Here is a 25,861-nt window from a genome sequence, read left to right as displayed (position 1 = left end):
CGCCTGCCTCCGCACGTCGGTTTCCGACGACGCCATGCACGCATGGTTCGCTCATCCTCATTCCGCGGGCCGGGCGGGCTGCTGCACGGTGGCACTCAATGGCACCGTGTGCTCGGTCCAGCCGCCTCCCAGAGCCTTGTACAGGTGAATGAGATTGCTCAGTCGCGTCAGGCGGGTTCGCACCAGGGTCTGCTGCGTGCCGTACAACGTGCGTTGCGCGTCAAGCACGGTGAGGTTGTCGTCCACGCCTTCCTGGAAGCGCTGTTTCGCCAAATCGTAGGCTTTCTGGCTGGCCGCCACCAACAGTTGCTCCGAGCGGATCTGTTCATCGAGCGTGCGCTTGCCCGCCAGCCCATCGGCCACCTCGGCGAAAGCCGCCTGGATGGATTTCTCGTAGTTGGCAATCTCGATGCGCCTTTGCACCTGCGCCACGTCCAGGTTGGCCTGCAATGCCCCGCCCTGAAAGATGGGCACGGTGATGCGCGGCATGAAGCTCCAGGTGCCCGATCCGGCATCGAACAGGTCTTGCAGACTGGCGCTGGCGGTGCCGGCCGCCCCCGTCAAACTGATGGCAGGAAAGAACGCCGCTCGCGCCGCGCCGATGTTGGCATGGGCGCCGCGCAGCCGGTGTTCGGCGGCGCGCAGGTCCGGCCTGCGTGCCAGCAGTTCGGAAGGCAGGCCGGCCGGCAGATGGGCGGGCACCAGCCCGTCGGGCAGTGGGGTCGCCGTGTCCAGCCGTTGCGACAACTCCGGCGTCAACGGCTGGCCCAGCAGCAGCACCAGCGCATTGCGGTCTCTGGCCGTCTGTCGCGTGTAGGCCGAATGGTTGGCCTCCGCGGTGCGCAGCGCGATTTCCGCGCGGCGCAGGTCCAGCTGCGTGGAGTTGCCCGCATCCACCAGTTGAGCCGTCAGCTCGTAGGAGCGCTTCTGCGTGGCGAGTGTGTCGCTTGTCAGGCGCAGCAACTCCTGGTCGGCCCGCATGGTGAGGTAGGCGTCGGTGACTTCGGCCACCAGACTCAACTCGGCCGCCGTGCGGGTTTCGCCCAGGGCCAGGTAGGCCGACAGCGCCTGGTCGCTGAGGCTGCGAATGCGGCCCCACAGGTCGATCTCCCACGACACGACGCCCACGACCTGGTAGCTGCGGCTGATCTCGGGCGCGCCACTCTGACGCAGGTCGGCGGGCAGACGCTGTGCCGAGCCGTCGGCCCCCACGCCGACCTTCGGCAGCAGGTCGGCCCGTTGTATGCGGTACTGGGCGCGGGCGGCCTCCACGTTGAGCGCGGCCTTGTGCAGATCGCGGTTGTTGGCCAGCGACAGGGCCACCAGCTCCTGCAGCAGCGGATCGCGCAGGAAGTCGCGCCAGCCGATGTCGGCCACGGCCTGCGCGGTCGTCTCGGCCTCGCCGTAGGCCGGTCCGCTGGGGTAGAAGGCGTCGATGGGTGCCGGCGGGCGCTCGTACTTGGGGGCCAGCGAGCAGCCGGCCAGCAGGCCGGCCAGAGCCAGCAGCGACAGTTTCTTGACGGGGCGTTCAGTCCGCATGGCGTACTCCGATCTGCTGCACGGATGGGGGCATGGTGGGCTGCTGCGGCGCCTGCCCCTGTCCCCGGGTGGCCCAGCGCCTGACCAGCACGTAGAACACGGGCGTGAGCACCAGGCCGAACAGCGTCACACCCAGCATGCCGGCGAACACGGCGATGCCCATGGCATGGCGCATTTCGGCGCCGGCGCCGCTGGCCAGCACCAGGGGAACGACCCCGGCGATGAAGGCCAGCGAGGTCATCAGGATGGGGCGCAGGCGCAGCCGCGCCGCCTCGAGCACGGCAGTCAGCGGATCGGCGCCTTCGTCCTCCTTGGCCCGCGCGAACTCCACGATGAGGATGGCGTTCTTGGCGGCCAGCCCCACCAGCACCACGAAGCCGATCTGCGTGAAGATGTTGTTGTCCCCGCCGGACAGCCACACGCCAGCGATGGCCGACAGCAGCGCCATGGGCGCGATCAGCAGCACGGCGAAGGGCAGCGACCAGCTGTTGTACTGCGCAGCCAGGATCAGGAAGGCCAGCAGCACGGCCAGCGGGAAGATGTACAGCGCCGAGTTGCCGGCCTGCTTTTCCTGGTAGACCAGGTCGGTCCACGCATAGGTTATGCCTTCGGGCAGGGTTTCGCGCGCGATCCGCTCCATGGCATCGGTGGCCTGGCCTGAGGAGTAGCCCGGAGCCGGTCCGCCGCTGATGTCGGCCGAGGGAAAGCCGTTGTAGTGGATCACCCGGTCGGGGCCGGAGCTGCGCGTGATGCGCACGAAGGCGCTCAGCGGGATCATGTCCCCGGCCGCGTTGCGCAGCTTCAGGCGTCCGATGTCCTCGGCCTGCATGCGAAACGGGGCATCGGCCTGGGCCATGACGCGGTAGGTGCGACCGAAGCGGTTGAAGTCGTTGACGTACAGCGAGCCCAGGTTGATCTGCAGCGTCTCGAACACGTCGGTCAGCGAGATACCCAGCGACTTGGCCTTGACCCGGTCCACGTCCACCTGCAATTGCGGCGCGTTGGTCTGGAAGCTGGCCAGCATGCCGGCCAGCTCGGGCGTCTGCATGGCCTTGGCCATGAGGGCGCCCTGGGCCTGCACCAGGGCCTCCAGGCCCAGGCCCGCGCGGTCTTCGATCTGCATCTTGAAGCCGCCCATGGTGCCCAGGCCCGGCACCGGCGGCGGCGGGAACATGCCCAGGAAGCCGTCGGGGATCTGGCTGAATTTGCCCATGAGCTTGCCCGCGATGGCATCGGCGGCCAGCGACGGGTCCGTGCGTTCGGCAAAGGGCTTGAGCATCGCGAACATGACGGCCGAGTTGGGCACGTTCACGAAGCCGTTGATGGACAGGCCGGGGAAGGCCACCACGCTTTCCACGCCGGGCTCGGCCAGCGCGATCCCGGACATCTGCTTGACCACGGCCTCGGTGCGGTCCAGCGAGGCGCCGCTGGGCAACTGGGCGATGCCGACCAGGAAGTACTTGTCCTGGGCCGGCACGAAGCCATTGGGCACTTGCTTGAAGCCCAGCCAGGTCAGGGTCACGAAGCCGGCATACAGCAGCAGCACGATGACGCTGCCGCGCACCGCGCGGCGCACCGTGCCCACGTAGGCGTTGGAGGCGCTTTCGAAGAAGCGGTTGAATGCCCGGAAGAACCAGCCAAACATGGCGTCCATGACTCGCGTGAGCCAGTCCTGGCGCACTGCGCCGTGGTGGGGCTTGAGCAAAATGGCCGACAGCGCGGGCGACAGCGTCAGCGAGTTGATGGCCGACAGGATGGTCGATATGGCGATGGTCAGCGCGAACTGGCGGTAGAACTCGCCCTGCAGGCCCGACAGGAAGGCCGAGGGGATGAAGACCGCCGCCAGCACCGAGGTGATGGCCAGGATGGGGCCGGTGACCTCGTCCATGGCCTTGCGCGCCGCGTCGCGCGGCGATTCGCCCAGGGCGATGTGGCGCTCCACGTTCTCGACCACCACGATGGCATCGTCCACCACGATGCCGATGGACAGCACCAGCCCGAACAGCGACAGCGTGTTCAGCGAGAAGCCGAAGATCTGCATCAGCGCGAAGGTGCCCACCAGCGACACCGGCACGGCCACCAGCGGGATGATGGAGGCACGCCAGGTCTGCAGGAACAGCACCACCACGATGACCACCAGCACGATGGCCTCCAGCAGCGTGATGGCCACCGACTGCAGCGAGGCGCGCACGAAGACCGTGGGGTCGTAGGCGATGCGGTACTCGATGTCCTGCGGGAAGCTCTTTTGCAGCTCCTCCATCTTGGCGCGCACCGCGTTGGAGACGTCGATGGCGTTGGCGCCCGGGCTCTGGATGATCTGCATGGCCAGCGCGGGCTCGCCGTCGAGCAGGCTGCGCAAGGCATAGGCATCGGCGCCCAGCGAGATGCGCGCCACGTCGCGCAGTCGCGTGACCTGGCCGTTGGCGCCGGATTGGACGATGATCTCGCCGAACTGCGCCTCGCTGGCCAGCCGGCCCAGGGTGTTGACCGTCACCTGGAAGGCCGACGAGGTATCGGGCTGCTGGCCCACCGAGCCGGCCGCCACCTGCACGTTTTGCTCACGGATGGCGGCGACCACGTCGCTGGCGCTGAGGCCGCGCGCGGCGACCTTAGTGGGGTCCAGCCACACGCGCATGGAATACTCCCCCGCGCCCCAGGCCTGAACGTCGCCGATGCCGGGGAGCCGCGCCAGCTCATCGCGCACCTGCCGCAGGGCGAAGTTGGACAGATACAGCGGATCGTAGCGCTTGCCCGGCGAGACCAGGTGCACCACCATCAGCACGTCGGGCGAGGTCTTTTGCGTCACCACGCCGATGCGCTGCACCTCGGGCGGCAGCCGCGGCAGGGCGCGCGAAACCCGGTTCTGCACCTGGATCTGCGCCATGTCCGGGTCCGTGCCCTGCTTGAAGGCGATGCTGATCGCCATCCGGCCGTCGGTGGTCATCTGGGAGCTCATGTAGAGCATGTTCTCCACGCCGTTGATGGCCTGCTCCAGCGGAGCGGCCACGGTGTCGGCGATCACCTCGGGGTTGGCGCCCGGGTAGCTGGCCGTGACCTGCACCGTGGGCGGCGTGACCGCCGGGTATTCGCTCAGCGGCAGCTGCCAGAAGGCGATGGCGCCGGCCAGCAGCATCAGCAGCGACAGCACGATGGCGAAGATCGGCCGCGCGATGAAGAAACGGGGGAATTTCATTGGCGTGCCTCCGCCGGCTGCGTGGCGGCGCCAGCCGCAGCGGCCGCGGTGGCCGTCTGTTGCATCGGGGTTGGACGCGGGGTGACCTGCATGCCGGGGCGCACCAGCCCCTTGAGGATGATCTTCTCGCCGCTCTTCAGACCCTCATCGATCACGCGCAGGCCGTCCACCACCGGGCCCAACTGCACCTGGCGGTACTGCGCCTGGTTGTCCGCCCCCACCACCAGCACATAGTTCTTGCCCTGGTCCGTGCCCACGGCCTGGTCATCGATGAGGATGGCTTCGCGCGCGCCACCTGTGGCCAGCCGGGCCCGTGCGAACAGGCCCGGCGCCAGCTCACCCTTGGGGTTGGCCACCACGGCGCGCGCGCGGATGGTGCCCGTGGTCCGGTCCATCTGATTGCCCACGAAGTCCAGCGTGCCCTCATGGGGGAAGCCCTGATCCGTGACCAGCCCCAGCGCCACGCGCGGCGGCGCCTTGCCGCCGCGCGCTTCGGGACGGGCCTGGCGCACGGCCGTCAGGTAAGTGGCCTCGTCGATGTCGAAGTAGGCATACATGGGATCGACCGAGACGATGGTGGTCAACAGCGTGGCCGCGCCCGCCGTGCCGCCGCTCACCAGATTGCCTTCGGTGACCAGCACCCGGTCCACACGCCCGGCGATCGGCGCCGTGATGCGCGCGTACGACAGGTCCAGCCGCGCCGCGGCCACGGCCGCCTGCGCCGCCTGCACCTGGGCCTGGCGCGCGTTGCGCGCCGAGGTGGCGTCGTCATGGACCTTGCGCGAGACCGCGCCCGTGGGCGCCAGCCGTTCGGCGCGGTCGAAATCGGCCTGGGCCTGGCTGGCCAGCACCTGGGCCTGGCGCAGTTGTGCGCTCGCATTGTCCAGTGCCACCTGAAAGGGGCGTGGATCGATCTGGAACAGCAGCTGGCCCTGGCGCACCAGGCTGCCCTCGGGAACGCTCACCGCTTCGACGGTGCCGCCCACGCGCGGACGCAGTTCCACCGTCTTGGGCGCAGCGAGAAAGCCCGTGAACTCGGTTGACGGCGTGACGGTGCGTGTGAGGACTTCGGCCACGGGCACCTCGGGTGCCGCAGGCGCGCTTGCCGGCGCCGCTGCCTGCCCTTCATCCTTGGCATCGCGGGCGGCGATCGCAATCCCCCCCACGGCCGCAATGATGCTGGCCGCCACAACGATTCTGATCTTTTCACGCATGGAGTTCCCCTTTCCTTGTTTCAGCGCTTCGGCCCTTTGGAAACCGCTCTGCAGATCCCACTCCGCAGAAACTGGAAGTCAGGCTAGGCTGTACAACGATGGCAAGGTCAAGGCCCTGCCGGGCGAGGAAGCGCCAGGCGATCACGACACCGGATGAACGCGGTGCGTGCCCCCCTGCAAATCGTGATCGTGCAGGTCAGAGCGCCAGGGATGCGCTTCGCGAGTCGAGCGGAAGGGGTGCGATGCGGATTGGGATGAGCCGCCAAGCACAGGAAGCACCCTGCGATTGCGCGCATGTGCAAGGAAAGTCTGCACAACACAAGCATGCGGCAGAAGCCCATTTCGCCTCACCGCTCTCGTGCCTACTGCGCCAGATGGGCTGATTTGGCGAACTGCGGGCGCACTCATGCCAAGGCACCCAGCAGTTTGTGCCGCACCAGCCACAGATTGGCCAGCGCAAACAGCGTGCGCAACTGCGCCGTGTTCTGGGCCCAGCCGCGATAGCGCACCTTGACATAGCCGAACTGGCGCTGGAGCACTCGGAACGGGTGTTCGACCCACGCCCGAATGCCGGCCTTCACGCGCTCCAGTTGCTCGGTCAGGACCTCAATCGATTTAGCGAGTCGAGGTGTCGGCGTTTTCCGGAGCGCATAGCGATGTACCAGACCACGTCGCTTCTGGCATCGGGCCGCTTGTCGGCGCCTTGGTGGCCCGCGTCGTCACTGGCGTGCACCAGCAATGCAGGTGAACCGGCTCTTGTGCTCGGCGAGACGAAGAGCACCCAGCACTTCGCCATGAAGTGGTGGTGCCACAGCTTGGGCTCTGATCCGACCATTCATCCCGAGGCTCATCGTCAGACTCGACTGTCTATACCTCCTTCTGCACGCGTGACATCCGTGACCGTCACGCGTGACTCATTTGTGACCACCGTGACATCAGCGGCTTCCCACTTCTGATGTGCTCGGTGGCGTTGCTTGCGTTCCGCAGCTGTGTCTCTGTCCATGGCGGTGGCTTCGCGCTTGCTGCCGATGTGCGCCTTGGTGCGGATCGCCTCGTCGCGCTGGGACTCGGCGAACAGGCGGCCCTCGTGCTCATTGGCGGCGAGACGCAGGGCTTCGGCGTAGGTCTGGGGGATCGCGGGCACCGGTGGCGGTGCCGCATTGCCTCCTCCAGCGCAGTCATGTGGCCGAAGACCTTGGCCTGAAGCTCGTAGCTGTAGCTCATCGCCATCAGGCGGGCTTCACGCTTGGGGAAGCGGTAGATCTGGCCGTTCTGGGGGTTCACATAGGGTGCGCGAAATTTTTCGCACACCTCTTCGCGCAAGACTTTCGGCGCTTTGGTAGTGAAGTCACGCTGACGCAGCACGGCTTCGCTTGCTGCACGCTGACTGTTGATGAAGTCCACCAGTTGCAGGCTGGTCATGGTGGGCGCGCGACCCAGGTTTGCGATGCTGGTCATGTCACACCTCCAGGCGGCGGCTGGTTTCCTCAACCATGGCCTTGCTCTCGCGCACCACGTCGTTGAAGCATTCGAAGTCACGCAGGACTCGCGTGGCATTGCTGGGTGCGTTGGACAGCCCTGTCAGGTTGATCTGTCCTCCCGCGATCTCTACACAACTGCGGGCCTGTTCGGTAAGCGTGGCCATCAAGGATCGAGCAACACGGCTCCGCGGCAAGCGCCATCCAGGCCTCGACGTCGAAGTTGCCGGCTGCCGCGACCACCGTCTTCCCCGCCACGTAATGCGTCTGCACATGGCGCACCAGGTCACTGCGCGTGAAGCCCTCGATGTTGGCGAGGGTGCCGATCACGGGCATGCCCATGGAAGCCTCGCCCCAGATGGCGCGGTCCAGCAGGTCGTCGGCGCTGTCCTGCGGGTCTTCGTCGTACTCGATGGCTTCTTGCCGGATCACTTCCAGCTCGCGCTGCAGCTCACTCTCCGGGAAGGTGCTGTTGAGCACGATGTCGGCCGTCATGCGCAGCAGCTGGTCGGCATGCCGGCCCAGGCCGGTCATGAAGTAGGCCGTGCTGTCTTTGCCGGTGAAGGCGTTGACATCGGCCCCCAGCCGCTCGGCGTCCAGGTTGATCGCCTGCACGGTGCGCGTGGCCGTGCCCTTGAACGCCATGTGCTCCAGCACGTGGCTGATGCCGTTGGTGGCCGGCGTCTCGTCGCGCGAGCCGACCCGCAGGAAGACGCCCACGCTGACGCTTTGCACCTGCGGCATGGGCACGGCCAGCAGGCGCACACCGTTGGCAAGTTGACGCAGGACCGCAGCACCGCGGTTGTCAGGAGGCTGCACCATGGCTCAGCTGGCTTGCTGCGGCTGGACACCGACGCCGTAGAGCGCCAGCAGGCCGACCAGGTGGCCGACGGAGACGCCGGGCTCGCCTGCCTCAATGCGGCCAATGGTCTGCACATGCACGCCCAGGCGTGCGGCCGCGGCGGCCTGGCCCTCGCCGGCAGCCAGACGTGCCGCCTTGGCGGCTGCACCTAGGGCACGGATGCTGTGCAAGGCGTCCTCGCCGATGTCTGTGGAAATGCGCTTGCCTTGGGTCATGTGGGGGATTGTCGCTGTCCCGCTTCGAGCTGCGTGGCGAAGGCGCGGGTAGCGCGGCCTCAATCCCGATGACCGCAGCACCGATAATCCCGCCCCTCTCAAATCAACGATGCTCGATGAGCAAGACCAAAGCAACCGCCGCTGCACGCAAGCCCACCGTTCAAGAGAAGGCCGTGTCGCTGCCCGCGTCGCCCGCATCCGGCGCAGGGTTCAAGACCCACTGGCAAGGCGGCAATCCGTTCGACCGCATGAACTACGCCCCCAAGGTAGAGAAGGCCAACCGGCGCTGAGCAGCACCAGGCTCGGTACGCTGTCGATCGAATGTGTGACCATCACGGTCATGGCACAGGGCGCTATTTCATCCAGGTGACGGCTGCTCCCCACCTCCAGCTCGACACATAGGCAGCAGAGAAAACTCCTGGCATGCTCGGCCACCATCCGCACGCGCCGTCCGGCCCCAGCGACTTGGAGAACCAGCTCATCCACCGACGGGTCGGAGAACGGTACGCCCAATTCAAGTACATCGGCCCTGACCTCCACCAGCACGTGGGTAGCGCAGGCGTGATGTTCGCGTGACGGTGTCCTCCTAACAACATGAACGATCAGCGCCTGGCGTCCTTGCTCGCCCAGGCTCAAAGGTGAGGGGAAGGCGATGCATAGCAGGCCTCAGATTCATCTGGACTGCATTGCGGATCAGACTCCACATAACTGAGCGCAGTGGCGGAGGACAACAAACGCGCGACACGCGCCACGATGTCGTCGATCTGTGCCTCATTGCAGATGAGCGGCGGCAGCAATCGGATGGTGGTGTCTCGCGTCACCGAGATGAGCAGACGCTGCTCCTCCAATGCCCGCCCGACCAGCTCCTTGCAGTTCCTGTCCATTTCGATGCCTGCCATCAGGCCCTGGCCCCGAATGGCAAGGACATTCGGATGCGCGCCCAACGCCTTGTGCAGGCCTGCGAGCAGGCGGGCCCCCAGAGCGGTGGCCCGCTGCGGCATGCCGTCCCTCGCCATGATGTCGAGCACTGTGCAGCCCACGCGGCAGGCCATCGGATTGCCTCCGAAGGTCGAGCCGTGCTGACCGGGGGAGAACAAGTCGGCAGCTGGACCGCGCGCCAGGCAGGCGCCGATGGGAAAGCCATTGCCTAGCGCCTTTGCCAATGTCATCACGTCCGGCTCGATGTCTGCGTGCTGATGTCCGAACCAGGCACCAGTGCGGCCCATGCCGGCCTGGATTTCGTCGAGCATGAGTAGCCAGTCATGCTTGTCGCACAGCGCGCGCAGTTCGCGCATGTAGTCGGTGCCGGCAACCCGAATGCCACCTTCTCCCTGAACCGGCTCAACCAGCACCGCCACGATGTCAGGCGACTGCTTGGCGGCCTGGCAAACCGCGTCGATATCGTTGTAGGGCAGGCGCAGGAAGCCCGGCAGCAACGGCTCGAAACCGCTCTGTTTCGCAGCGTTGCCCGTGGCAGAGAGTGTGGCGATGGTGCGGCCGTGAAAGCCATTTTCCATCACCAGGATCATGGGTTCCGCGACTTGCTTGCGATGGCCATGCAGCCTGGCCAGTTTGAGAGCGGTTTCGTTGGCCTCGGCTCCCGAGTTGCAGAAAAAGGCCTTCTGCATGCCCGCCAGCGCGCACAGGCGCTCGCCCAGCCGTTCCTGCCAGTCGATGCGAAAGACGTTGGAGGTGTGCAGCAGCAACCCCGCCTGTTCGGCGATGACGGCGGCAATCTCCGGGTGGGCGTGCCCCAGGCTGGTGACCGCGACGCCGGCGATGGCATCCAGATACTCCGTTCCGTGTTCGTCCCAAAGCCGCGCGCCGCTCCCACGCACGAAGGACACTGGCTGACGAGCATAGGCCCGCATCAAATGAGAAGTTGTGGCTTGCATGGGGAAGTCCTGTAAGTGAATTAGCTGACGCACTCACGTGCCGTCGTTATTGGGTTATCGCGGCTGTCCGCCATCGGCAGCAGCAAATCCTGCAGATATCCTTCGAGCCATTCGATGGGCAGTGCACCGCCATGCACCGTCGGGTAATGCGGTGTGTTGCTGAACACCACGGTTGGAACCGCAGCCACCGACAATCCCAGCGCTTCCAACGCGGGGACCGCGACGTTGTTGCCTACGCGGCCGTAGACCACTTGCGATTGCACTGAAACCACGTCCAGCGACAGCGGTCGCGATGTCGTAGGGAAAGGAGCTTCGTTCATCCCTCACCTCTTGGTGGAGCTGCCTCGATCCCATCCAGCCAGGAAGCAAACACTCCTTGTGCCGCCCGCGGCAAATCGGATTGCAGGGCTTGTGCTTCGGCGCGCAATGTGCGTGGGTCGATGCCGGCCTGTGCCAGTTCGCAGGCATGGCCGACCAGCCAGCGCTCGATGTGGCGTGGATCCGCCTCCAGGTGGCACTGCAGCGCCAGCACATTGCGCCCTACGCCGAACGCTTGGTTGTCGCAGACGGGCGTGCCCGCCAGCCGCGTGGCCCCGGTGGGAATCTCGAAGTGGTCACCATGCCAGTGCAGCACCGGCACCTCGCCCAGCGTCGCCATGGGTGACGCCTCGCCTGCCAGAGCCAACTTCAGCGGCGCGAAGCCGATTTCCTTAACCCCCATGCCCCTGACACCCGCGCCGAGTGCACGGGCGATCAGTTGCGCTCCCAGGCAAATGCCCAGCAGCGGGCGCTGGTATTGCAGCCGCTCGGAAATCACGGCCAGTTCATCGGCGAGAAAGGGATAGAGCGCATCGTCGAAGGCGCCTATCGGACCGCCCAGCACCACCAGCAGATCGGCCGCCGCCGCATCGACGGTGCGCCAGTCTTCGGTCGCGGCATCCAGGTAACGCACGGCATACCCGCGCGCCTCCAGCAGCGGCCCCAGCGTGCCAAGGTCTTCAAAGTACAGATGGCGGACGGCAATGGCGGTTTTCATGAGGTCGGCTCCTCCGTGCTGAGTTCGCCGGGCCAGTAGTGGCTGTCTGGCGTGGCGCGTGCGCCAAAGATGGCCTGGCCGACGCGCACCACGGTGGCGCCTTCCTCGATGGCAATCTCGAAGTCACCGGACATGCCCATGGACAGCTCATCCAGCCCGATGCCTGTGGGTGCGCTCTGGCGCAACCGGTCGCGCAAGGTGCGCAGCAACACGAAGCACTGGCGCACTCGTTCAGCCTCGCTGGAAAACAGCGCTAGCGTCATCAGCCCACGCACGCGCAGCGCCGAAAACGCCGGCAACGCCTGGATGAAGGTCGGCGCGTCCTCAGGGGCGAGTCCGTACTTGCTGGCTTCGCCCGAGGTATTGACCTGCACGAACACCTCCAGCGACCGTCCTTCGGCTTGCAGGCGACGATCTAGCGCCTCGGCCACGCGCAGGCTGTCCAGCGCCTGGAATTCGTGGGCAAAGCGCGCTACCAGCTTGGCCTTGTTGGTTTGCAAGTGGCCGATGACCGACCATTGCAGGCCAGCCAGATCCTGCATGGCCTCCCATTTCCGGTGGGCTTCCTGCGGCTTGTTCTCGCCCAGCATCCTGCAGCCTGCTGCGTGCGCTAGGCGCAAGCTGACCTCGGGCTTGGTCTTGCTGACCGGCAGCAGGCGCACCGTCGCGGTATCACGTCCCACCCGGCGGCAGGCGGCGGTAATGCGCGCCTGCACCGCCGCCAGGTTGCGCCGGAAGTCCTCGACCGTGGTGGCCTCAGGATATCGGCCATGCTGGTCGTAGCCGGTCTGTGTATCGAATGGCGCCGGCATCAGTTCGCTCCCTTGTTGATCAGCGTGGGGGCTATGGCGGGTGTGGATGCCTTTTTCGGTAACCGGCCATTGAGCACCGCATAGGCGATCAGCCCGATCACCAGTCCCCAGAACGCACCACCGATTCCCAACAGACTGATGTTGGCGGCGGCCGCCAAGAAGGTGATCAGCGACGCCTCGCGCGTTTTCGCGTCGGCCAAGGCGGTGGCCAGGCTGCCGCCGATGGTGCCCAGCAGCGCCAGGCCCGCCAGCGTGGTGATGAAGGTCGCCGGGAAGGCCATGAAGACGGCGGCCAGTGTCACGCCGAACACGCCCACGAGGAGGTAGCACACGCCTGCAGCGATGCCCGCGATCCAGCGCTTGGACGGGTCTTCGTGAGCCTCCCGGCCCGTGGCGATGGCCGCCGTGATGGCGGCGATGTTGAAGGCGTGCGAACCAAACGGTGCCATCAACAACGAGCCCAGCGCTGTGATGGTCACGATGGGGTTGGCACTGGTCTTGAACCCGTCATTGCGCAGTACCAGCATGCCGGGCATGTACTGGCCGGTCAGGGTGATCAGGAACAGCGGCAGCGCCACGCTCAACAAGGCGTTGAGCGAAAAGGCAGGCATGGTGAAAACTGGCGCGGCCAGCTTCAGTTGCAAGCCTGAAAGATCGACTCGATCTTGAGTCAGGAGGAAGGCCAGCCCCAGCATCAGGATTGCCACCACCGCATAGCGTGCGGAGAACCGTTTGAACACCACGTAGGCAAGGATCAGCAATCCGGCCAGCGGTGGGTCGATGCTCATGCCGCCAAAAGCCCTGATGCCAAACTGCAGCAGGATGCCGGCCAACAACCCGGCGGCAACGCCCGGAGGGATCAGGCGAATGACGCGCTCGAACCAACCCGAGAGCCCCAGCACCACAAAAGCGGCTGCCGAGATCAGATAGGCCCCTACGGCTTCGGCATACGACGTGGTTGCCAGCGCGGTGACCAGAAACGCAGCCGCTGGCGTGGACCACGCAGTGATGATCGGCTCGCGGGACATCCAACTCAGGATGATCCCCGTCACGCCCACGCCGATGGAAATCGACCACACCCAGGAGGCCGTCAATTCCGGACTCAGGCCCGCGACCTTGGCGGCCTGGAACACCAGAATGAATGTGCCGCCGTAGTTAACGATGACCGAGATCAGGCCGGCCACAACAGGATGAGTGAGATCGTTCCAGCGAACGGATGAATGTGAAGGGATAGATGGCATGGCCTAACAGCAACTCCTGATACGGGGGTGAACACGTTGCAAGATGCATTTGTAGCTTTAGAATGGCAGGTTATTCCCAGCCAATTTTTGATAGAGATACCGGCCAATTGTTCAAGCACGCGCAACTTGAATCCGTCAAAGCCTGGGTCGGCGACCCGGCGCATGGCGCCTTGCCGTTGCACGCGCGAGTGCAGCGGGCCATTCGCCAATTGATCCTCGATGGCACGCTGGACGTGGGCAGACCATTGCCCGCGTCACGTGCCTTGGCGAAGTCGCTGGGGGTTTCCCGCGATACGGTCGAGTCGGCCTACAGCCAGTTGCATGCGGAAGGTTTCATCGAACGGCGTGTGGGCAGCGGCAGCTTTGTGTCGGAACGGGCCCAGCGTCTGCCGGGACGCGGCAAGCCTCGGCGAACCAGCGTGGAAGGCAAGGCAACACTGCGCCTTAGCCAGCGCGGCGGCGCCATGTTCCAAAGTGGCGGCGTGCGTGACTTTCTGACGCCACGCCCGTTCGCACCTGGTGTGCCTGAGACACGGAGTTTTCCGCTGCAAACTTGGGAGCGATTGGAACGGCAGGTGCTGAGGGAATACGGCACGCTGGCGTTACTACACAGCCCGCCGCAGGGCATGGAGCCGTTGCGCCGGGCCATCGCCGATTACGTCAATCTCGAACGGGGGGCACGCGCCACACCCGAGCGTGTGTTGGTGCTGACCAGTTCCCAGCAAGCCTTGACCCTGTGCGCCACTGTGCTGCTCGATGCAGGCGAGCGCATCTTCATCGAAGACCCTGTTTATCACGGCGCCCGTAAGGCGTTCGACGCTGCCGGGCTGGAGTGCGTGCCCGTGCCATTGGATGCAGATGGCCTGCGGGCGGAGTATTTGATTGCGGCAAGCAAGGCGCCAGGCGAGGCGGCCAGGGCGGTGTTCCTGACGCCATCGCACCAGTTTCCCACGGGAGCGACGCTGTCGCTGGATCGGCGTCTGGCTGTCATCGAATGGGCCAGACAGCGCCAGGGCTGGATCATCGAGGACGACTACGACAGCGAGTTCCACTACGCGGGCAAGCCCACTGCGTGTGTGCAGGGGCTCGATCCGAATGAACGGACGATCTACATCGGCACCTTCACCAAATCTCTGTTTCCTGGCCTGCGTATCGGCTACATGGTGCTGCCGTCGCAACTGGTGGCGCCCATGACAGTGGCCCGCACCTTGCTGGATGGGCACAGCGCACCGATTCCACAACTCACGTTGGCGCGTTTCATCGAAGGCGGCCACTTTGGCGCTCATGTGCGCACCATGCGTGCCGTCTATGCTGAACGGCGCGACGTGTTGGCACGACTGGTTCGCCAGCATCTAGCCGAATTCGTGGAACCTCGGGTGCCGGCCGGGGGCATGCAAATGCCCTGTGTTTTCATCCGCGACATCCCCGAACGCGAGGCCGTGGAATCCGCGCACCGGGCCGGCATAGACTTACTAGGGCTGACGACGCTGCATGCGTCGAGCAAACACAGGGCAGGCTTCCTCATGGGATTCGCCGCTCACGCCCCGCACGAGTTGAATGTTGCTGTCAAAAAACTGGCAAACGTGCTGCGTGCGCTGTGCCGTTGATGTCGGCACTCCATCTCAAAGAAACACTTCTCGTCAATCCCGAGTCCAGCTGAAAACGGGCTCAAGGTATCGCGCTCACGCGTGCAATAACTGCGACACAGAAGACATCAGCAGCCACGCCAGAGACCGTGAGCAAGCCCAGCACGATCTGCCGAAACAGCGCTTCGCTGATGCCGATATGCATCCGAGTGCCACCAGCATGGCGGGCGCCACGATGGTGACCTGCGGCAGCATGTGGCGCGTCACGATGCCGATGGCGAGATATGTACCCATCGTCAGAGATGATGGGTATTGGTCGGCGCCCGCACAACCTCTTGCTCCGATGGCAACCAGGGCAGGCTCGAGTCAGGCTGGGTCCCGATCACCTGCCCCATAGACACGCTCGTCCAGGAATCGGTGTAGCGCGACTCGATCGACCGGAGACAGCTGGCTGGCTTTGACGATGACCTGTGCCAGATCATCGTCCTCACAGTACAGGGAGGCCATGGGTACCAGGAAGTTCTCGAGCTGCTCTTGCTCGCGCAGCTTGCGCGTCCACCACGCGTTGATGCGCTGCACCAGATCAGCCGCAATGGCATGCGCCTCTTCGTTGGGATGGCAGGTGCGTCCTCAGTTGCTGGCCGAGTGGCCTTTGCAACCTGTCCGAGATGTGGCTGGACCTCTGTCTGCAGAGGTCCATGCCGCCTCACTCGAACTTCACCTTCGCTTCTTCACCGATCTTTCTCCACACCGCGATGTCTTTGCGGGTGATTTCGGCCTGTTGACTGCCCGGCAGGAACTCGGCCTGCGTTCCCAGTGCCTTCAGGCGCTCCACAACGGCCGGGTCGGCCAGGGTGACCTTGAGTGCCTCCGCCAGCTTGTCCATCACGGGCTTGGGTGTCTTGGCCGGTGCGTACATGGCCCAGGACAGATCCTGATCAAAGGCAATGCCCTGCTCGGCGTAGCTGGCCACGCCAGGCAGGCTGGGCGACGTTCGGGTGCACATGGCCAGCGCCTTGAGCTTGCCGGTCTTGACCAGGGGCACCGCCGAGGCCAGGTCGATGAAGCCCACCTCTACGTGACCGCCCAGCAGGCTTTGCAGGATCTGCGCGCCAAACGACATGTGCGTCATCTTCATGCCCGCTTTCTGGTTGAGCACCTCGCCACAAAAGTGGCCGGTCGAGCCCTGGCCCCAGCTGCCGTACTGCAAATCGGGCCGGCTTTTCGTCAGGGCTTTCAGCTCCTTGATGTTGTTGGCCGGAAAGCTGTTGTGGGCCACAAGCACGATGGACGACACCCCCACTCGACCAATGACCGAGAAATCCTTGACCGGGTCGTAGGCCAGCTTGGGCAGCACGATGGGCGCCAGCGTGTGGGTGGTCATGCCCCCCAGGCTGATGGAATAGCCATCGGGAGCAGCCGCAGCCAGCACCTGGGTGCCGATGGCACCCGACGCACCACTGCGGTTCTCGACGTACACGGTCTGCTTGAGCTGTTTGCCCAGGCCGTCGGCCAGCAGGCGCGCGATGACGTCTGCCCCGTTGCCAGCGGCGTAGGGGGCGATCAGCCGCACCGGGCGGCTGGGGTAGTCCTGCGCCAACGCAGGCCACGACGCAAGGGCAAGCAGGCTTGCGCTCATCCAAATCTTCATGTGGGTCTCCTTGAAATGCGGCGTTTTGGGCAGCGCCATGGCCGCCCCGACAGCCGGCAGGGCATGGGGTGGCAGCCCTCAGGCCAGCTGCCTGACGATCGACAGGCGGGGTGGGGTCAGTCCTGGCGAGACTTGAAGTCCGCGCGCCGGGGCGAGATGTAGGGCGGAATGGGCAGCTGGTTGCTGCGCAGGTAAGCCAAGACGCCGTCTTCGATGGCCCCGGCGTCGCGGATGTTGAGGAACTGGTCGCCTTCGAAATTGATGTTGGCACCGTGCACCACCATGAAACCCTCGGCGGCCTCGGTCGCATCGTCGGGCACGGCAAAGGTGTGGATGGAGCCCGCAGGCTCATACAGATAGCTGCCGGCGGTCTGCGGGTTCTGCGGGTACTCGACGTAGTTCCAGCGCCCCTTCGTGGTGAAGAAGTGCACCGTGCCGGTGTGGAAGTGCTTGGGCAGCCGGGTGCCCGGTGCAAACCGGCCATACAGCACCCAGGTACCGTTCTCTCGGTCCAGAAACAGGGGAATGATTTGCGCCCCTGGCGCGCCGCCCGGCACGGTCGGCATGTCGTGGATGTTGACGCTCAGGAGCTCGTCCTGTTCGGTGATGGTGAGCTGGGTCATGGACTTCTTTTCAATCGTGTCAGATGCGTTTGCAGAAACGTTTGCGCAATGTACCAAGGATCACCTGGGATGCCACAACGGGTTAACCCGAGGCTGCGACACGGTGGCGGATTCAGGCCAGTCGCGCGCCGCCGATGCGATTGTTTCGACGCGCGCGTTGCGCCTGCGGTCGTTTGTTACAGTGCCCGTCCCAAAGGAAGATCCCAGACATGGCAGTCAGCATTCACGATGTGGCCCGGCTTGCGGGCGTGTCCATCAGCACCGCGTCGCGCGCGCTGAACAAGGCCGGTCGGGTGAGCGAGGAGACCATCGACAAAGTCCAGGCCGTGGCCGACCGTCTGGGCTACCAGCCGAATGCCATTGCCCGCACCATGCGGTCCAAGCAGAGCCATGCAGTCGGTGTGATCGTCAGCGACATCTCCAACCCGTTCTATGGCCGCCTTGTGAAGTTGCTCGAGCGCCAGCTCGCCGACCTGGGCTATGCCTCGTTCGTGGCCAGCTCCAACAACGACATCGCCACCGAGGTCAAGCTGATCCGCTTCCTCATGAGCCGCAAGGTGGATGGCCTCATCCTGGGCCCTTGTCAGACGGACGCCATCGCCCACGTGGCGCACGAGGTGACCGGCACACCCACGATCTTGTTCGACCGCGATGGCCGTGGCGACCTCAGCTCCGTGAAGGTCGACCACTACCTGGGCACCACGCTGGCCATGCAGCACCTGCTTGGCCTGGGCCATCGGCGCATCGCGCTGCTGACACCCGGCAGCCAGATCCAGCCCATTCAGGACCGGGTGCAGGCCTATGCCGACAGCCTGCGGGCCGCAGGTCTGCCCTACGACCCCCAGCTCATCGTGTTTGCCGATTCGTCCATGAACTTTGCGCCGGCGCAGGCGGAACGCCTGCTGCTCCTGGACGACAGGCCCACCGCCTTCTTGTGCCTGGGCACGCGCATCCTGGCTGGGGTGGTGGCCGCCATCCGCAACGCCCGCCTGCAGATCCCGAGGGACGTGAATGTGCTGTCCATCGGCGACTCCGATTTCGCCGAGCTGCACAGCCCCGCCATCACGTCACTGGCCTGGGATGTCAGCGCTGTGTCCCAGGCCATCTCCACGCTGCTGTTCGACCGCATGCAGAAGAAGGCCCCGGGCGTGGAGACCCTGGTGGTGCCGATGCGGCTGATCGAGCGCGAATCCTGCCAGCGCCTGCGGGACTGACGCCCTCAGGTCGGCCTGCATCGACGCCAGTCGATCAATTGACCGCAGTATGCTCAAGTTTCCGATGAATTTTCATCGGATAGACACGCATACTCTCATCATGCCCAGCAATGGGCGGACAGCACCCGCACTGCCCGGCCCTCTGCCGTCGCCACGGCTCAGAACCACCTGGCCTTGACCCGATGCCGACATGACGGCACGGCCTGGCATGTGACCAGCACACCCGTTTCGCAGACCGGGATGCCACGCGACAACGCCGTCTGCGGATGGTCGGCACGCCACATGACCAACCCGCTCAAGGGACGATGCTGTCGTGGTCAAACGGCAGACATCACGGCCTGCGCACACACACGCCGAGGACCCCGGCAGCACCATGAAGGCGTGCACCCCGCATCACGGCCGTATGCCCATTCAAGGGTAACCCCTGACCCAGGGTGATGCATTTTCGACCACAATTGCGGAAACGTTTCTTCATCCAATCACCAACCACCATGAGACTGAACGGCAAGGTCGCCCTCGTTGTGGGTGCAGGCACCCACAGAACCGCCTTCACCACGCAGGACCACATCGGCAACGGCACGGCTTGCGCCCTTCGGTTTGCGCAAGAGGGCGCATTCGTGGTCTGCGCCGACCGTTCACTGAAAGCCGCCCAGGACGCGGTAGCCTGGATCCAGGCCCAGGGCGGTCGGGCCGAAGCGGTGGAGATGGATGTGCGTGACGCCAAGCAAGTCGACACAGGCGTCGCGGCAGCCATCGCGGCACATGGCGTCATCGACATCCTGCACAACAACGTGGGCATCGAGATCAAAGGCGACCTGCTGGAGGTCGACGACGACGATTGGGACACTGTGATGGCGGTGAACCTGCGTGGCGCCATGGCCACGTCCCGGGCCGTCATGCCGCACATGATGAGTCGGCGCAGCGGCTCGATCATCAACGTATCCTCCATCGCCAGCCTCAAGTGGAGCCCAATGCAGTTCCTGTCGTACAGCAGCTCCAAGGCTGCACTCAATCACATGACCCGGGTCATCGCTCGGCAGTACGCGCCCCATCAGGTCCGTTGCAACGCCATCGTGCCGGGCATGATCCGCACGCCCCACGCCGATGCGCTGTACGCATCGGCCGCCGAAGCCGAAGAAGGCCACGCCTTTCGCGACTCCCGCTGCCCCATGGGCCGTCAGGGGTCTGCCCAAGACATCGCCAATGCCGCGTTGTTCCTCGCCTCGGAGGAGTCGAGCTACATCACGGGAAGCCTGTTGGTGGTGGACGGCGGCGCCGCGCTGTGAAGCACCGCCGCGCCTGACCATGAAGGACGCGCTGACCAAGGACTGTCCCCTGCAGTGCGCTGGCCGACCGCACGACATTGCCGGAGGCCTCTTCCTGACCAGCGACCTCAGCGCGTCCTCAACATCAATGGCGGCGCCTCCATGAACTGAGCGCCGCAAGCTGCCCTGCTTAACCCCAACCCACAGGAAACACGATGACTGCACAAGACCTGCACCAAGCCCGCCTGAAAACCGTGCGCGACCACATGGCCCTCGAGTGCGAACTGGACTGGGATGGCGTGATCGCCACGTTCGCCCACCCCCGCTACGAAATGCATGGCAACGGTGCCGTCTACGATGGTGAAGCCGCAGTGCGTGGCTACTTCGACGCCTCGCGAAGCGCCTTCCCAGATCAGAGCAACGAAATCATCTCCATCGCGGTCGACGACACCAACCACACCGTGCTGGTCGAGTTCTGGCTGCTCGGCACCCACCTGGGCGAGCTCAAAGTCCGCGACAAGATCCATCCGCCGACCGGCAAAAGCTTCAAGGTGCGCATGGCTGCCTCGTTCGAATTCGAGCCGCACAGCGCCAAGATCATCTGCGAGCGCCCCTACACCTCGCCTGACATGAAGCTCAAACAGCTCGGCCTGGTGTAAGCCGTCGCTGCCCGCCTGGCAGCCACCAGGCCGACCGGAACACGAGGATCAACTGTGGCTGCCGAAACCACAGCCTCGGGCTGAGACAAGCGCTGCCGGCACGCCAGCCGATTCACGCCTGAGGTTGAGGCTGGAGGCTGCCCTGAACCGCATCACGCGGTGCCGTCGTCGGCATGACCCGTCGCGTCACCCACCAGAACAGCAGGGCCATGAGGCTGACGGCCGCGCCCAGCGCGCAGACGCCTGGCCAGCCGGCCTTGGCGTGCATCAGGGTGGTGCCGATGGCACCCAACCCGCTGCCCACGGCATAGAACAGCATGTACAGGCCGACCAGGCGGCTGTGCGCCTCCGGCCGGGTGCGAAAAATCAGGCTTTGGTTGGTGACGTGCAGCGCCTGGCCGCCCAGGTCGAGCAGCACGATGCCGATCACCAGGGCCCACAGCGACCAGGCCATCTGCGACAGCGGCCACCAGGCCAGCAACAACACCACCAGGGCGCCTGCCGTGGTACGTTGCGCGTGGCCCCGGTCTGCCCAGTGTCCGGCACGCGCCGCGGCCAAGGCCCCCACCACGCCCACCAGGCCAAAGGCGCCGATCGCGGTGTGCGAGAAGTGGTAGGGCGCCGCACTCAGCGGCAACACCAGCGCGCTCCAGAAGATGTTGAACGCCGCAAACATCAGCAGGGCCAGCATGCCACGCACCTGCAGCACCCGGTCCTGCCGCAACAGCGTCAGCATGGAAGCGATCAGGCGCCGATAAGGCATGGTCTGAGATGCCAGGGGCAAGGCCGGCAGACGCCGCCAAAGCGGCAACGCCAGGGCCAGCATCAAGACCGCGGCGCAGACATACACACCGCGCCAGCCCGCCAGGTCGCTGACGCCACCGGCAAACACCCGCGCCAGCAGCAGGCCGATGAATACCCCGCCTTGCGCGGCGCCCACCACGCGGCCCTGTTCATGGGGCGCAGCAGCGCTGGCCGCGTAGGCGATGAGGCCCTGAGTCATCGCCGTGCCCAGCAGGCCGACCCCGAGCATGCCGACCAACAGCATGGGCGCGGACCGGGCCAGGCCCACAGACATCAGCGCGGCCACCAGCGCCAGCACCTGCACCGTCAGCAGGCGGCGACGGTCCATCCGGTCGCCCAAGGGCACCAGCAACAACAAGGCCAACGCACAACCCAGCTGCGTGGCCGTGACGACGCCGCCGACCATCGCCTGGCTGATGCCAAAGTCCAGCGCCAGTGCATCGAGCAAGGGCTGGGCGTAGTAGACGTTCGCCACGCTCAAGCCGCTGGCGACGGCCAGCAACCCAAGCTGGCTGCGAGGCAGGGAGGCCTCGCTGTGGGGCTGCGTTGGGGGCATGACGAGAGAAGGCTTCATGATCCGCATTCATGCAATCTGGTTTTAAAGCAAAACCAATTGAATGCTAGATCATGCAGTTTTAAAATGCAACTACCACTCCTTCGTTCCCTCAGGACGCCGCATGCCAACCCTTGACCCCTGGATCGACCAACCTTGCCCCGTTGCGCGCAGCCTCGACCTGATCGGGGATCGCTGGTCGCTGCTCATCGTGCGCGATGCCTTCGACGGCGTGCGCCGCTTCGGGGATTTCCAGCGCAACCTGGGCATGGCCCGCAACATCCTCTCCGATCGGCTGCGCAAGCTGGTCGATGCAGGCATCCTGGCGACACAGGACGCCTCCGATGGCACGGCCTACCAGGAATACGTGCTGACGCCAGAGGGCGAAGGCCTGTTTCCCGTCATGGTGGCGCTGCGCCAGTGGGGCGAGCGACACCTGTTCGACGCCCACGAGCAACACTCCAGCCTCATCGAAAAAGCCACGGGCAAACCGGTGGCACGGATGCGCCCTGTCACACGCGACGGCCGGCCGCTGTCACCCGGTGCAACCTGGGTGCGCAAAGTCGGCGAATGAGCCAACCCGCAGCACCCGATCTGCATCGGCGGCTGCGGGTGAGCCCCTCGAAACGGGGGATTTCGAGGCCGGCTACCGGGCGCCTCCGCAGGCGTCCAGCGCCACCTGCGACGGGGCGCCGGGCATGCACCGTCCCTCGCCCGCATGAATGACGGTTCTCGGCCATCCGTCCACTTTGTCACTGCCCACGCCCAGCGCTGCCATCACGCCCTGCTATAAGCGCGGATTCGACCGGAGGAGCGTGCTATGACATCCATGCGTTTTTTCAGAGCCTCGTGGCCAACGGGTTCAATGGCCGGATTGTTGGGCTTTGCCAGCCTGATGGCCACAGCCGGTGCCCTGGCCCAGCCTGTGCAGATCGACCGTTACCGCGGCTCGGTCGCGTTGCCTGTCGGGGCGTCGCCCATCACCCCCAACTACGCCAACCTGGGTGTTGGCGCCACAGCGCAGGACGACGGTTTGACCAACCTGCTGGCGTTTGCCGCCAACCCGGCCAACCTGGATCTCGCCAACCACACCACGCGCACGAACTTCCCGCTCATGGAGAACGATGTGCCGCCCCTGGTGTGCCAGGACATGGCCACGTCGCCCGACGCCTGCACACGCCAGATCAAGGGCCTGGTGGCCTACACCTTGGTGAAATTCCCGGCCGATGGGGTCTACCAGTTCTGGGTCGGGTTCGACGACCGGCTGCAACTCGCCGTTGCCAACGCCGCCACCGCGCCCGCGGATTACCGCGCAGCCGGCCTCTACACCCAACACCACCGTTTCACCGCCTTGGTGGACTGGTTCCCGCCCAGCATCAACCCAAACTCGGCCGCGGGCGCACCTTTCATGGTCAAGGCCGGAACCTGCGTGCTGCTCCGCGCCACCCTCAACAACGGCTGGGGCGGCTCTCGCCTGCGTCTGGGATGGCGTCATGGTGCCGATGCCGCGGCGCAAGCCACGGCCGCGCCCATCGCCATGCCGGCCAGCGCGCTGTCTGACCCCTCCGATCCAGCCAGCTATGCGGATTGCGGGATCGCGGCGGCCGACCAAAGCGTCAGCACCCCGCTCAACACGCCGATCACCCTGCCCTTGCCCGCGGCACCGGCCAGTCCCACGCCGGGCGAGTTGCAAGTGACCGGCGCGGCGGTGAACCCCGACAGCTTGGTGATGACCACCCCGCCGGCCCAGGGCAGCGTGAGTTGCACGGCTGCCGGCTGCACCTACACGCCCGCCGCGGGCTTCTCGGGCACGGACACCTTCAGCTACCAGGTCTGCCTGACCCAGGCCAATTTCGACGGCACCCCGATTTGCGACACCGCCCAGGTGGCGGTGACGATCCCCGCTGCCCCTGTCATCCGCAGCGCCACCCCTGTGCCCACCCTGGGCACCTGGAGCCTGGGCATGCTGGGCGTGCTGCTGGGCGCCGGTTTCCTGCGCCGTCGCCGGTCCGCGTGAGCGGCAGCGCCCCCGCCGATGGGCGCTGAAGACACGTCAGCTGGGGGCGGGTGAGCGGCTCGCCGCCAAGGCAGGTCCATCGATGATTCGAGTCACTCAAAATCATGCAGTATGTGCCTACTTTGTTTTTCAATTCAACGGCAATAGGACCATACTGCTTTCAGTATGACGTGGTCGATGCATGACGGTCGGACCATGTCTCGGGCGGCCCACTGCGAAGACCGCGTCACCCCGATGCGTGCGTGCCTGAGGCCTCACCCAACCGGATGAAGCTGGACCGGCGCAGTGGTCACAGGCAAGCCTCGTGCCCAAGCCGCGCCGACCGAACCCAGCTGGCGTGGAGGGTGTTCTGCGCACCGGCCAACACCCGTCACGTGGGCGCGTCGTTGGCGGATGCCCCACCCGTTCACGACACCTTGATGCCCTTGTCCTGGATGATCTTCTTCCAGCTCGCGAGGTCGTCGCGCATGAGCTTGGCGGCATCGGCCGGGCTGCTGCTCCGCGGCTCGACGTTCTGGGCGCGCATGGCCTGCGCCACCTCGGGTTTGGCCAGCACGCGCGCCAGGGCCTGCGACACCTTGCGCGTGTCGACCTCGCTCATGCCGGCCGGGCCCACCAGCACCACCCAGGGCACGCCCGAGACCTCCTTGAAGCCTTGCTCGTGCACGGTGGGGATGTCGGGGAAGCCCGGCATGCGCGTGGGGTAGTTGACGGCAATGGCGCGCAGCTTGCCGGCCTTGACGTGAGGCGCGACCACGGTCGAGTCGACCACCAGCATGCCGACGTGGCCGCCCAGCAGGTCCGCCGTGGCCGGCGCGCCACCTTTGTAGGGCACGTACTGCATCTTCACGCCGGCGATGCTGGCGATCCACTCCATGGTCAGGTGGCCGGTGCTGCCCACGCCGAGGATGGCGTAGTTGAGCCCCGGCTTGGCCCGCGCCACGGCCAGCAGGTCTTTCAGCGTGTGCACGTTCTCCATGCCCGGCACCTGGGGGTTCACGACCACCACGGTGAACTGCTCGTAGACCAGCGAGATGGGCGTGACCTTGTCCAGCTCGGGCGATTGCCCGTTCAGCACCTGGCCCAGCATGGTCATGGTGGGGTAGAGCAAAAAGGCGGGGTGGTCCGGCGTGCTGCGCTCAACCGGCTTGATGGCCAGGGCGCCGGATGCGCCCGAGACGTTCTCGACCACCAGCGTGCGGCCCAGCTCGGCCGACAGCGCCGGCGCGATCAGCCGCGCCGCCGTGTCGGTGGCACCGCCCGCGGGAAAGCCCACGTACAGCCGCCCCACGTCGCCACCGGCTTGCGCCATGGCCCATGGGGATGCCAGTATGGCGCCAGTGCCGATCAACAATGATCGGCGGTTGTTGGATACTGCACTGATGGTCTTTTGAATTGCAGGCATCGCGGTCTCCTGGTGTCGAGGATGCGCATTCACGGCATGCCGGGCCCGTGCTGCAGTCCGGCGGCGGGCGTGGCCGGCGGTGGCCGCGCAGGGCGAGAACGGGCAGGCTCGCGCCTGCACCACCCCCCGCTCATGCAGCGGCACCGTCGGCCAACAGGGAACACTGCGGCAGCGCCAGGCCGTCGGCCACGGGCTCGAACGTGATCTGCACGCGCCGGCCAATGGCCATGTCGGCCGAGGTCGCGCCCAGCACGTTGGCCATCAGGCGCGGGCCCTCGTCCAGCTCGACGATGGCCACCACGTAAGGCAGGCGCGCTTTCATGAAGGGGTTGGGCGCGCGGTGGTTGACGGTGTAGGTGTAGACCTTGCCCAGGCCGCTCGCGCGCTGCCAGTGCAGCTCGCCCGATTCGCACGCCAGGCAGAACGGGCGCGGGTAGAACTGCCAGCGCCCGCAGGCGCCGCAGCGCTGGAGGTGCAGCTCGCCCATGGCGGCGGCCTCCCAGTACGGCCGCGTCAGGTCGGTGGGTTGGGGCAAGGGGCGTTGGGGTTCAGGCATGACGGCCTCCGAAGGACGTTGACGCGCCCTGGTGGGCAGCGGA

23 protein-coding genes and 4 pseudogenes are annotated in these 25,861 nt (G+C 65.7%); 7 read left to right on the top strand and 20 right to left on the bottom strand.

From position 1 onward, the window contains the following. Window positions 1-57 precede the first annotated feature (57 nt). The 7 genes and pseudogenes from CCO03_RS04005 to CCO03_RS03975 form a co-directional block, all read right to left on the bottom strand. Entirely contained in the window at window positions 58-1,539 is a 1,482-nt protein-coding gene (locus CCO03_RS04005; RefSeq protein ID WP_087277559.1) for an efflux transporter outer membrane subunit, read from the bottom strand. Beyond that, window positions 1,529-4,732: an efflux RND transporter permease subunit gene (locus CCO03_RS04000; RefSeq protein WP_087277556.1), complete on the bottom strand. Its 3,204-nt coding sequence runs from the start codon at window positions 4,730-4,732 to the stop codon at window positions 1,529-1,531. Before CCO03_RS04000 ends, CCO03_RS04005 begins: the two co-directional genes overlap by 11 nt. After that, window positions 4,729-5,946: an efflux RND transporter periplasmic adaptor subunit gene (locus CCO03_RS03995; protein WP_087277553.1), complete on the bottom strand. Its 1,218-nt coding sequence runs from the start codon at window positions 5,944-5,946 to the stop codon at window positions 4,729-4,731. The genes CCO03_RS04000 and CCO03_RS03995 overlap by 4 nt, the downstream gene beginning before the upstream one ends. Window positions 5,947-6,350: 404 nt before the next feature. Then, window positions 6,351-6,539 (bottom strand): annotated as a pseudogene (locus CCO03_RS20810) (transposase); the annotation flags it as partial. 310 nt (window positions 6,540-6,849) lie between these two features. Beyond that, window positions 6,850-7,404, bottom strand: a complete 555-nt coding sequence (locus CCO03_RS20145) for a hypothetical protein (RefSeq protein ID WP_087277550.1) — start codon at window positions 7,402-7,404, stop codon at window positions 6,850-6,852. 206 nt (window positions 7,405-7,610) lie between these two features. Continuing rightward, window positions 7,611-8,246: pseudogene (locus CCO03_RS03980) on the bottom strand (M16 family metallopeptidase); the annotation flags it as partial. 3 nt (window positions 8,247-8,249) lie between these two features. Beyond that, window positions 8,250-8,501, bottom strand: a complete 252-nt coding sequence (locus CCO03_RS03975) for a helix-turn-helix domain-containing protein (RefSeq protein ID WP_087277547.1) — start codon at window positions 8,499-8,501, stop codon at window positions 8,250-8,252. A gap of 116 nt (window positions 8,502-8,617) precedes the next feature. On the opposite strand from CCO03_RS03975, the gene CCO03_RS19470 reads away from it, so the two are divergent. Beyond that, window positions 8,618-8,791: a hypothetical protein gene (locus CCO03_RS19470; RefSeq protein ID WP_157667486.1), complete on the top strand. Its 174-nt coding sequence runs from the start codon at window positions 8,618-8,620 to the stop codon at window positions 8,789-8,791. Here the strand turns inward: CCO03_RS19470 and CCO03_RS03970 are convergent. The 6 genes and pseudogenes from CCO03_RS03970 to CCO03_RS03945 all read right to left on the bottom strand — a co-directional run bounded on the left by CCO03_RS03970 (window position 8,712) and on the right by CCO03_RS03945 (window position 13,485). Further along, window positions 8,712-9,137, bottom strand: coding sequence for a tryptophan synthase subunit alpha (locus CCO03_RS03970; protein WP_236904024.1), 426 nt, complete (start codon window positions 9,135-9,137; stop codon window positions 8,712-8,714). The genes CCO03_RS19470 and CCO03_RS03970 overlap by 80 nt on opposite strands. Further along, window positions 9,134-10,396, bottom strand: coding sequence for an aspartate aminotransferase family protein (locus CCO03_RS03965; RefSeq protein WP_087277542.1), 1,263 nt, complete (start codon window positions 10,394-10,396; stop codon window positions 9,134-9,136). Before CCO03_RS03965 ends, CCO03_RS03970 begins: the two co-directional genes overlap by 4 nt. An 83-nt stretch (window positions 10,397-10,479) precedes the next feature. Continuing rightward, window positions 10,480-10,716 (bottom strand): annotated as a pseudogene (pdxK, locus tag CCO03_RS03960) (pyridoxine/pyridoxal/pyridoxamine kinase); the annotation flags it as partial. After that, entirely contained in the window at window positions 10,713-11,432 is a 720-nt protein-coding gene (locus tag CCO03_RS03955; RefSeq protein WP_087277539.1) for a glutamine amidotransferase, read from the bottom strand. The gene CCO03_RS03955 and the pseudogene pdxK, both read right to left, overlap by 4 nt. Continuing rightward, the gene (locus CCO03_RS03950; protein WP_087277536.1) at window positions 11,429-12,244 is read right to left on the bottom strand and encodes a YggS family pyridoxal phosphate-dependent enzyme; all 816 of its coding nucleotides are present in this window, start codon (window positions 12,242-12,244) and stop codon (window positions 11,429-11,431) included. The genes CCO03_RS03955 and CCO03_RS03950 overlap by 4 nt, the downstream gene beginning before the upstream one ends. Further along, window positions 12,244-13,485 (bottom strand): benzoate/H(+) symporter BenE family transporter, encoded by a 1,242-nt coding sequence (locus tag CCO03_RS03945; RefSeq protein WP_087277534.1) that lies wholly within the window; start codon window positions 13,483-13,485, stop codon window positions 12,244-12,246. The genes CCO03_RS03950 and CCO03_RS03945 overlap by 1 nt, the downstream gene beginning before the upstream one ends. A gap of 107 nt (window positions 13,486-13,592) precedes the next feature. Between CCO03_RS03945 and pdxR the strand changes: the two genes are divergently transcribed. Next, window positions 13,593-15,092 (top strand): MocR-like pyridoxine biosynthesis transcription factor PdxR, encoded by a 1,500-nt coding sequence (gene pdxR / locus CCO03_RS03940; RefSeq protein ID WP_087277531.1) that lies wholly within the window; start codon window positions 13,593-13,595, stop codon window positions 15,090-15,092. Window positions 15,093-15,153: 61 nt separating this feature from the next. On the opposite strand, the pseudogene CCO03_RS20275 reads toward pdxR, so the two are convergent. The 4 genes and pseudogenes from CCO03_RS20275 to CCO03_RS03920 form a co-directional block, all read right to left on the bottom strand. Further along, window positions 15,154-15,374, bottom strand: a pseudogene (locus CCO03_RS20275) (sulfite exporter TauE/SafE family protein); the annotation flags it as partial. 63 nt (window positions 15,375-15,437) lie between these two features. After that, a complete protein-coding gene (locus tag CCO03_RS03930) occupies window positions 15,438-15,650 on the bottom strand; it encodes a hypothetical protein (protein ID WP_087277527.1) in 213 nt (70 codons plus the stop codon). Window positions 15,651-15,777: 127 nt separating this feature from the next. Further along, a complete protein-coding gene (locus CCO03_RS03925) occupies window positions 15,778-16,722 on the bottom strand; it encodes a Bug family tripartite tricarboxylate transporter substrate binding protein (RefSeq protein WP_087284133.1) in 945 nt (314 codons plus the stop codon). Between the two features lie 116 nt (window positions 16,723-16,838). Further along, the gene (locus tag CCO03_RS03920; RefSeq protein ID WP_087277523.1) at window positions 16,839-17,345 is read right to left on the bottom strand and encodes a 2,4'-dihydroxyacetophenone dioxygenase family protein; all 507 of its coding nucleotides are present in this window, start codon (window positions 17,343-17,345) and stop codon (window positions 16,839-16,841) included. Between the two features lie 209 nt (window positions 17,346-17,554). Here CCO03_RS03920 and CCO03_RS03915 point away from each other — a divergent pair, with 209 nt between their 5' ends. From CCO03_RS03915 to CCO03_RS03905, 3 genes are all read left to right on the top strand, one after another. Further along, the gene (locus CCO03_RS03915) at window positions 17,555-18,559 is read left to right on the top strand and encodes a LacI family DNA-binding transcriptional regulator (RefSeq protein ID WP_169717451.1); all 1,005 of its coding nucleotides are present in this window, start codon (window positions 17,555-17,557) and stop codon (window positions 18,557-18,559) included. Window positions 18,560-18,996: 437 nt separating this feature from the next. Then, window positions 18,997-19,845 (top strand): SDR family NAD(P)-dependent oxidoreductase, encoded by an 849-nt coding sequence (locus tag CCO03_RS03910; protein ID WP_236904106.1) that lies wholly within the window; start codon window positions 18,997-18,999, stop codon window positions 19,843-19,845. Between the two features lie 194 nt (window positions 19,846-20,039). Next, on the top strand, window positions 20,040-20,483 hold the full coding sequence (locus tag CCO03_RS03905; RefSeq protein WP_087277514.1) for a nuclear transport factor 2 family protein: 444 nt from the start codon (window positions 20,040-20,042) through the stop codon (window positions 20,481-20,483). Between the two features lie 112 nt (window positions 20,484-20,595). Here CCO03_RS03905 and CCO03_RS03900 read toward each other — a convergent pair whose 3' ends face one another. Then, on the bottom strand, window positions 20,596-21,861 hold the full coding sequence (locus CCO03_RS03900; protein ID WP_087284130.1) for an MFS transporter: 1,266 nt from the start codon (window positions 21,859-21,861) through the stop codon (window positions 20,596-20,598). Between the two features lie 103 nt (window positions 21,862-21,964). Between CCO03_RS03900 and CCO03_RS03895 the strand changes: the two genes are divergently transcribed. Further along, window positions 21,965-22,414, top strand: coding sequence for a winged helix-turn-helix transcriptional regulator (locus CCO03_RS03895; protein ID WP_087277511.1), 450 nt, complete (start codon window positions 21,965-21,967; stop codon window positions 22,412-22,414). 291 nt (window positions 22,415-22,705) lie between these two features. After that, the gene (locus CCO03_RS03890; RefSeq protein WP_157667485.1) at window positions 22,706-23,857 is read left to right on the top strand and encodes an IPTL-CTERM sorting domain-containing protein; all 1,152 of its coding nucleotides are present in this window, start codon (window positions 22,706-22,708) and stop codon (window positions 23,855-23,857) included. A gap of 406 nt (window positions 23,858-24,263) precedes the next feature. Here the strand turns inward: CCO03_RS03890 and CCO03_RS03885 are convergent, their stop codons facing one another. After that, window positions 24,264-25,262 (bottom strand): Bug family tripartite tricarboxylate transporter substrate binding protein, encoded by a 999-nt coding sequence (locus CCO03_RS03885; protein WP_087277505.1) that lies wholly within the window; start codon window positions 25,260-25,262, stop codon window positions 24,264-24,266. Window positions 25,263-25,392: 130 nt separating this feature from the next. Further along, complete coding sequence (locus CCO03_RS03880) at window positions 25,393-25,818, bottom strand: Zn-ribbon domain-containing OB-fold protein (RefSeq protein ID WP_087277502.1); 426 nt, start codon at window positions 25,816-25,818, stop codon at window positions 25,393-25,395. Window positions 25,819-25,861 lie beyond the last annotated feature (43 nt).

Origin of the sequence: Comamonas serinivorans, from assembly GCF_002158865.1 — a bacterium.
Taxonomy (GTDB): domain Bacteria; phylum Pseudomonadota; class Gammaproteobacteria; order Burkholderiales; family Burkholderiaceae_C; genus Comamonas_E; species Comamonas_E serinivorans.
Note: the sequence above shows the minus strand (reverse complement) of the source record. Positions and strands in the feature narration are given on the sequence as shown.